The sequence below is a fragment of the Sphaerotilus sp. genome (assembly GCF_041083715.1).
Taxonomy (GTDB): domain Bacteria; phylum Pseudomonadota; class Gammaproteobacteria; order Burkholderiales; family Burkholderiaceae_C; genus Sphaerotilus.
Genome location: NZ_JBFPGY010000359.1, coordinates 1 through 5,289, shown reverse-complemented (window position 1 = coordinate 5,289; position 5,289 = coordinate 1). Strand labels below are relative to the sequence as shown.

The window sequence follows — 5,289 nt, the reverse complement described above, 5'->3', positions numbered from 1 at the left end:
GACGGGCTACAAGGGCGTGACGGGCACGATCAGCTTCGACGAGAAGGGGGACGTGAAGAACGGTGCGCTGACGATGTTCACCTACAAGGGTGGCAACCGCGAGCAGATCGCCGTCGTGCGCTGATCGATCGATGTTCACTTTCTCCTGAAAAACTGCTATAGTCATGCTCTTTCCGGAGAGGTGGATGAGCGGTTTAAGTCGCACGCCTGGAAAGCGTGTGTGGGTTAATCCCCACCGCGGGTTCGAATCCCGCCCTCTCCGCCAAGACAAATAACCTGAGCAGTCAGGAAACTAAAAAGCCTCGCCAGATCGAATCTGCGAGGCTTTTTTTGGTTGAATCTGATCAGCAAGTTTCGATAACTGTCCTGGATGCGTGCGGACAAGAAAAAGGCGCCTTGCGGGCGCCTTTTTCTGTCAGCGATTGCTTTCCTTGACGATGTACCAATCCGATCCACGGCGTTTCCATGTCAACGTCTTCTGGCTCTTGTCGGTGAAATCCTTGGACGAATAGTGCTGTTCGAACTTGGTTTCCACCGTGTCAGCCGAGACCGTACGGCGCTGGACGTTGGCGATCTTCAACTCGACTGCGCCGTCTTTCTTGAGCAGCTTGGTGCGGTTGGCGAACCACACCGGGCGCGGAACGCCGGTTGGCTGGAATTTCGGATCGTAGAAGCTCAGATAGAGGGTCACATCCTTGGCGGTCCATGCCCCGACCCAGTCGAGCAGGCGTTGGGACACCGGTGTGGCGCTTCCCGCATCGGCCGTGGGTGCTGGTACTGAGGCGGATCTGGGCGCTGGCAGCGCGTTCATGGCCGGGTTGGCGGCGGCGGCGATTGGCGCCAGTGTCGCCGTCTGCTGACGGGCACGTGCATCCAACTCTGCCTTCGGCGTCAGAGCCAAATCGGTTGCACTGATCGGGCAGCGGGTGGCGGCGTCGTCCCCCGCTTGCCAGTAGCGACCTTCCGCGATGTCGTCGTCATTGGTACCTGCCCGCGTCAGGCCCAGCGCGGCGACCAGACTGCTTGCCGCAGCGTGCGTGCGCGCTTTGGCAATGACCAGATCCAGCTCCGCGTTGGTGTAGGCACGACGTGCACCGTAGAGTTCGTTTTCCGAATTCAGCAGGTCCAGCAGGGTGCGTTGACCAATGTCGAATTGTTGGCGGTAGGCGTCCCGCACTTTCTCGCTGGACAGGACATGCCGATCGAGATAACTCAGCTGCTCTGTCAACTTCTGCACGTCGTGATAGGCAATGGCTGCTGTCTGGCGCGCATCACGGCAGGCCTTGTCGCGGGTATCGGCCGCCTGGTTGAGCAGATTGGCGGCCTGTCGCACACGCGCTTTGTCCGATCCGCCGTTGTACAGGTTCCAGTTCAGGGCCAGGCCAGCCGTGGTGTCGCGCTTCTGGTCCAGCACGCCGTCCAGGTTGTTGCCGGCAGCGGCGCGAACACGTGCTTCCACGCGCGGCTGGTAAAGGTTGCCTTCCTTCTCGCGCGACTGGGCTTGCGCCGCACGGAGATTTTCGACGGCTGCGGCAATGCTGGCACTGCGTTTGGCCGTCAGCTCCAGCAGGGCTGTCGAGGTGGTGGGCAGACCCTTTTCCAGACCCGCCGCGGCCGGCATGTCCACGGGCGGCAGGGTGCCGACGATGCGCCGGTAGCGCTCGGTCACGTCGTGCAGGTTGGATGTTTCCGTGGAGAGATTGGACTCTGCCAGCGCAAGGCGCGCCGCAGCCTGTTCCAGATCGACGCCACGGCCGACGCCGGCCCGCACGCGGGATTGGCTCTGCTCCGTCACATGGCGGTGCTGCACGTAGTTGTCTTCGGCGAGCTTGACCAGACGGCGCGCACGCTGGACGTCTGCATAAGCGCGCACGCTTTCCTGGGCGGTCTGCTCGCTGGCGTCGATGAACTCGAAGTAGCGCACCAGGCGGGCATGACCAAGTCGATCGACCTGGTTCATGGTCGCAAAGCCGTCCCACAGCAGTTGCGTTGCAGACAACGCCAACCCCGTGCTGTTCATGGTCTGGTTCGTGGAACCGATGCGATCACGGATCTGTTTGGCATCGGCGTTGAGATCCACCCGCGGATAGTACGCACCACGGGCCGCATCGACCTCGTCGACTGCTGCCCGGAACGCATTGAGTTTTGCAGTCACCTCGGGGTTGGTGGAAATCGCGCGTTGCACCGTGTCCTTGAGCGGGTCGGTCGATTGCGCAGACGCAACCTGACATGCCAAGGCGATCAGGCCGACGACGAGAGGAGAGGCTGCCTTATTCATTGTTTCATTGATCCTTGCGCTGGCCTTCGGAATAGGTGCATCCACCGTTTGTCACGTTGGATTGCCTCTTCCGAGAGACCCGTGGATGAGGGGTGTACTTCCGACGGCTATTTTGCTGTCTCGCTCGCGGATATTTTCATCTGAGTATTCCACACACGGGTTGGCACGTCCAAGTCATCTGCGCACTAAATCGCGCGCAGTTGTGCCTACCGTCGCAATTCTTGAAGGAAGGCTACGGTTTGCCTGCACCGTGCCGACAACGTCCCCATGCGTGTTGTTGTGCCTGTGTCACGGTCTGTAACGCCCCCTCCGAGCAAGGTGGGGGTCTGTTTGCGCGCCTGGCGAATGGTCTTCGCACGAAAGTGGCGATCAACACGCCCCCGGGGGCTCGCGTGGGTGCTGGCGGTTGTCGGGTTGTGTGTCGTGCCGGTGGCGCTGGCGTGGGAGGCCGACCGCCTGCTGCAACTGGCCTCCCGACATGGCGGCCAGACACTCCAGCTGGCGCAATCGCTGAGCGAGACGATCCACCAAGTCTCGCGCCAGGACGACGACACCCGCCTGCAGACCATCAACCAGTTCTTCAACCGGCACATCCGGTTCGCCGAAGACATTGAGACATGGGGCCAGATCGATTACTGGGCCAGTCCGCTTGAACTCCTCGAGAAGGGGCAGGGAGACTGCGAAGATTATGCGATCGGCAAATATTTCTCGCTCATCGCGTCGGGTGTTCCGCCGTCGCGCCTGCGCATGGTCTACGTCAAGGCGATCTTTGGTGGCCAAGCCTCGGTGCAGCAGGCGCACATGGTGCTGGCGTACTACCCGAGTCCCGGCGCTGACCCGCTCATCCTGGACAACCTGATCGGTGACATCCGGCCGGCGTCCAGGCGTCCCGATCTCATTCCGGTGTTCAGTTTCAACTCGGAGGGCCTCTGGCAAGGGACCCAGGGCCCGGGGGCTGGTGATGCCGTGGCGCGCCTGTCCCGGTGGCGCGAAGTGCTGGTCAAGGCAAGAAATCAGGGGTTCCTGTGAACAAACCAAAAAAGGAGTCGGCATGTCGCTGATTCGACAAATCTGGATATTGATCGTCGGCACGATCCTCCTGTCCTGTGCAGGAAGCGTGCTCGTGTCGGTCTGGACGGCCCGGAATTCGCTTGAAACCCAGTTGTCGGTGAAGAACAATGACAACGCCCAGTCGCTGGCGCTGTCCCTGTCGCACCAGGGCGATGATCCTGCCTTGCTTGGAATCGCGATTTCAGCGCAGTTCGATACTGGGCATTACCAGTCCATCATTCTGCGATCGCCAGACGGAAAGACACGCTATTCCCGCGTTTCGGGCGAGGTGCAGAGTCCGGCTCCTGCATGGTTTGTGCGGCTTGTGCCGATCCAGCCCACGGCGGGCCTGGGACAGGTGCTCAATGGCTGGACGCAGATCGGCACACTGGAGGTCGTCAGCCAGTCGGCCTATGCCTATGCCGGACTCTGGTCTGCCTGCATCAGCATCACGCTGTGGACCTTTGCCATCGGGCTGGTGGCCGCGACGCTGGGCCATCTTGCGGTACGGCGTCTGCGTCGCCAACTCGACGAGGTGGTGCAGCAGGCCGATGCGCTGACCCAGCGCCGCTTCGTGCGGGTGAAGGAGCCCCGTACGCCTGAACTGCGCCGCGTGGCACGGGCCATGAACCAGATGGTCGCCCGGATCAACCAGATCTTCTCCGAGCAGGCCGAACAGGTGGACCAGCTGCGCGTGCAGGCGAGCTGCGATCCGCTCACCGGCATCTCGCACCGGCGCCATTTCCTGGCCAGTTTCGAGGCGCATCTTGGTCGCGAGGACTCGTCTGCATCGGCCCAGCTGGTGCTGGTGCGTGTGCGGCGCCTGGCCGACATCAACCGCGCGCTGGGCCACCAGCGCACCGACCAGATGCTGCGCTCCATTGCCCACGCACTGGGCGAGCCGAACCAGAACGGCGTGGCGGTCACCTGTTTCGGGCGACTCAATGGCGCGGACTTCGCTGTCGTGTATCCACACGCCAACGAGCGCGACGACCAGGCCATCGAACTGCTCGAACGTCTGCGCCGTTGCCTGGACGACACCCCGGGTGTCGCGGTGGTGGTGTCGTCGATTGGTTGCAGGATCGGCACACCGATGTCCGAGCTGCTGGCCAAGGCCGACATGGGATTGGCGGAAGCCGAGGCCAAAGGCGATTTTTCCTATGTCTCCAACGGGCTGGAGCCGGCGCCGCTGCAGGGCGGTGAAGACACCTGGCGCAGGGCGCTGCAGGCGACGCTGCTGGCGGCGCGGGTCCAGCTGATGCAGTTCCCCGTGAGCGATCGGATGGGCGATCTGGTGCACATGGAGTGCCCCATGCGTCTGCAGCTGGAGGAAAACGGACCCTTCGAGCCGGCGGCGCGCTGGCTGCCATTTGCGCTGCGCACGGGCGTGAGCTGCGACGTGGACATGGCGGCCGTGGCGCTGGCCGTCACGGCGATCACGTCCGATGGCAAGCCGCGCGGCGTGAACCTGTCTCCGCAGTCCTTGGCACATCCGCAGTTCCTGCCGCGTCTGCGCGAACGGATCGTGGCGGCCGGCACGTCGGCGCGCAATCTGTGGGTCGAGGTCGACGAGTCCGCGCTGGAGCGCCATCCGGAGGCGCTGATCGAGCTGTGCCGGCAGCTTCGCCCGCATGGTGTGCACCTGGGGCTGGAGCATGCAGGCGACCGCCTGTCCTCGATCGGGTTGCTGCTGGAGCCGGGTCTCGACTATGTGAAGCTCTCGTCCAGCTGGGCGAGTGGGGTTCGGCATGACGCGGCCCGTCGCAGCTGGCTGCGCAGTTCGGTGGCCATGCTGCACGGTGTCGGCCTGAAGGTGTTCGTCGAAGGTGTGCAGGATGCCGAAGACCTGCCGGAGCTGTGGGCCTGCGGTGTGGATGGTGTCACCGGACCCGCCGTGAAATTGCCGGAAGCAGTCTGAAACCGGCTGTGCCGTGACAAGAAGGCCGCCCGGGCTGTCAGCC

General features: G+C 63.1%; 3 protein-coding genes, 1 tRNA gene and 1 pseudogene. 4 read left to right on the top strand and 1 reads right to left on the bottom strand.

Annotated features, from left to right (window positions below; all coding sequences use genetic code 11):
• Both AB3X43_RS17040 and AB3X43_RS17035 read left to right on the top strand, forming a co-directional pair.
• Nucleotides 1-124: pseudogene (locus AB3X43_RS17040) on the top strand (branched-chain amino acid ABC transporter substrate-binding protein); the annotation flags it as partial.
• Nucleotides 125-175: 51 nt separating this feature from the next.
• Nucleotides 176-265 (top strand) — tRNA-Ser (locus AB3X43_RS17035).
• A gap of 150 nt (nucleotides 266-415) precedes the next feature.
• Here AB3X43_RS17035 and AB3X43_RS17030 read toward each other — a convergent pair.
• Nucleotides 416-2,278 (bottom strand): TolC family outer membrane protein, encoded by a 1,863-nt coding sequence (locus AB3X43_RS17030; RefSeq protein WP_369431065.1) that lies wholly within the window; start codon nucleotides 2,276-2,278, stop codon nucleotides 416-418.
• Nucleotides 2,279-2,674: 396 nt separating this feature from the next.
• Here AB3X43_RS17030 and AB3X43_RS17025 point away from each other — a divergent pair, with 396 nt between their 5' ends.
• Both AB3X43_RS17025 and AB3X43_RS17020 read left to right on the top strand, forming a co-directional pair.
• The gene (locus AB3X43_RS17025; RefSeq protein WP_369431063.1) at nucleotides 2,675-3,307 is read left to right on the top strand and encodes a transglutaminase-like cysteine peptidase; all 633 of its coding nucleotides are present in this window, start codon (nucleotides 2,675-2,677) and stop codon (nucleotides 3,305-3,307) included.
• Nucleotides 3,240-5,246: a bifunctional diguanylate cyclase/phosphodiesterase gene (locus AB3X43_RS17020; RefSeq protein ID WP_369431061.1), complete on the top strand. Its 2,007-nt coding sequence runs from the start codon at nucleotides 3,240-3,242 to the stop codon at nucleotides 5,244-5,246. Before AB3X43_RS17025 ends, AB3X43_RS17020 begins: the two co-directional genes overlap by 68 nt.
• The last annotated feature ends 43 nt before the right edge of the window (nucleotides 5,247-5,289 follow it).

What these genes read in the sequence shown, in the direction of transcription:
- AB3X43_RS17030 (WP_369431065.1), bottom strand. Translation starts at nt 2,278, where the DNA reads ATGAATAAGGCAGCCTCTCCTCTCGTCGTCGGCCTGATCGCCTTGGCA.
- AB3X43_RS17020 (WP_369431061.1), top strand. Translation starts at nt 3,240, where the DNA reads ATGCCGTGGCGCGCCTGTCCCGGTGGCGCGAAGTGCTGGTCAAGGCAA.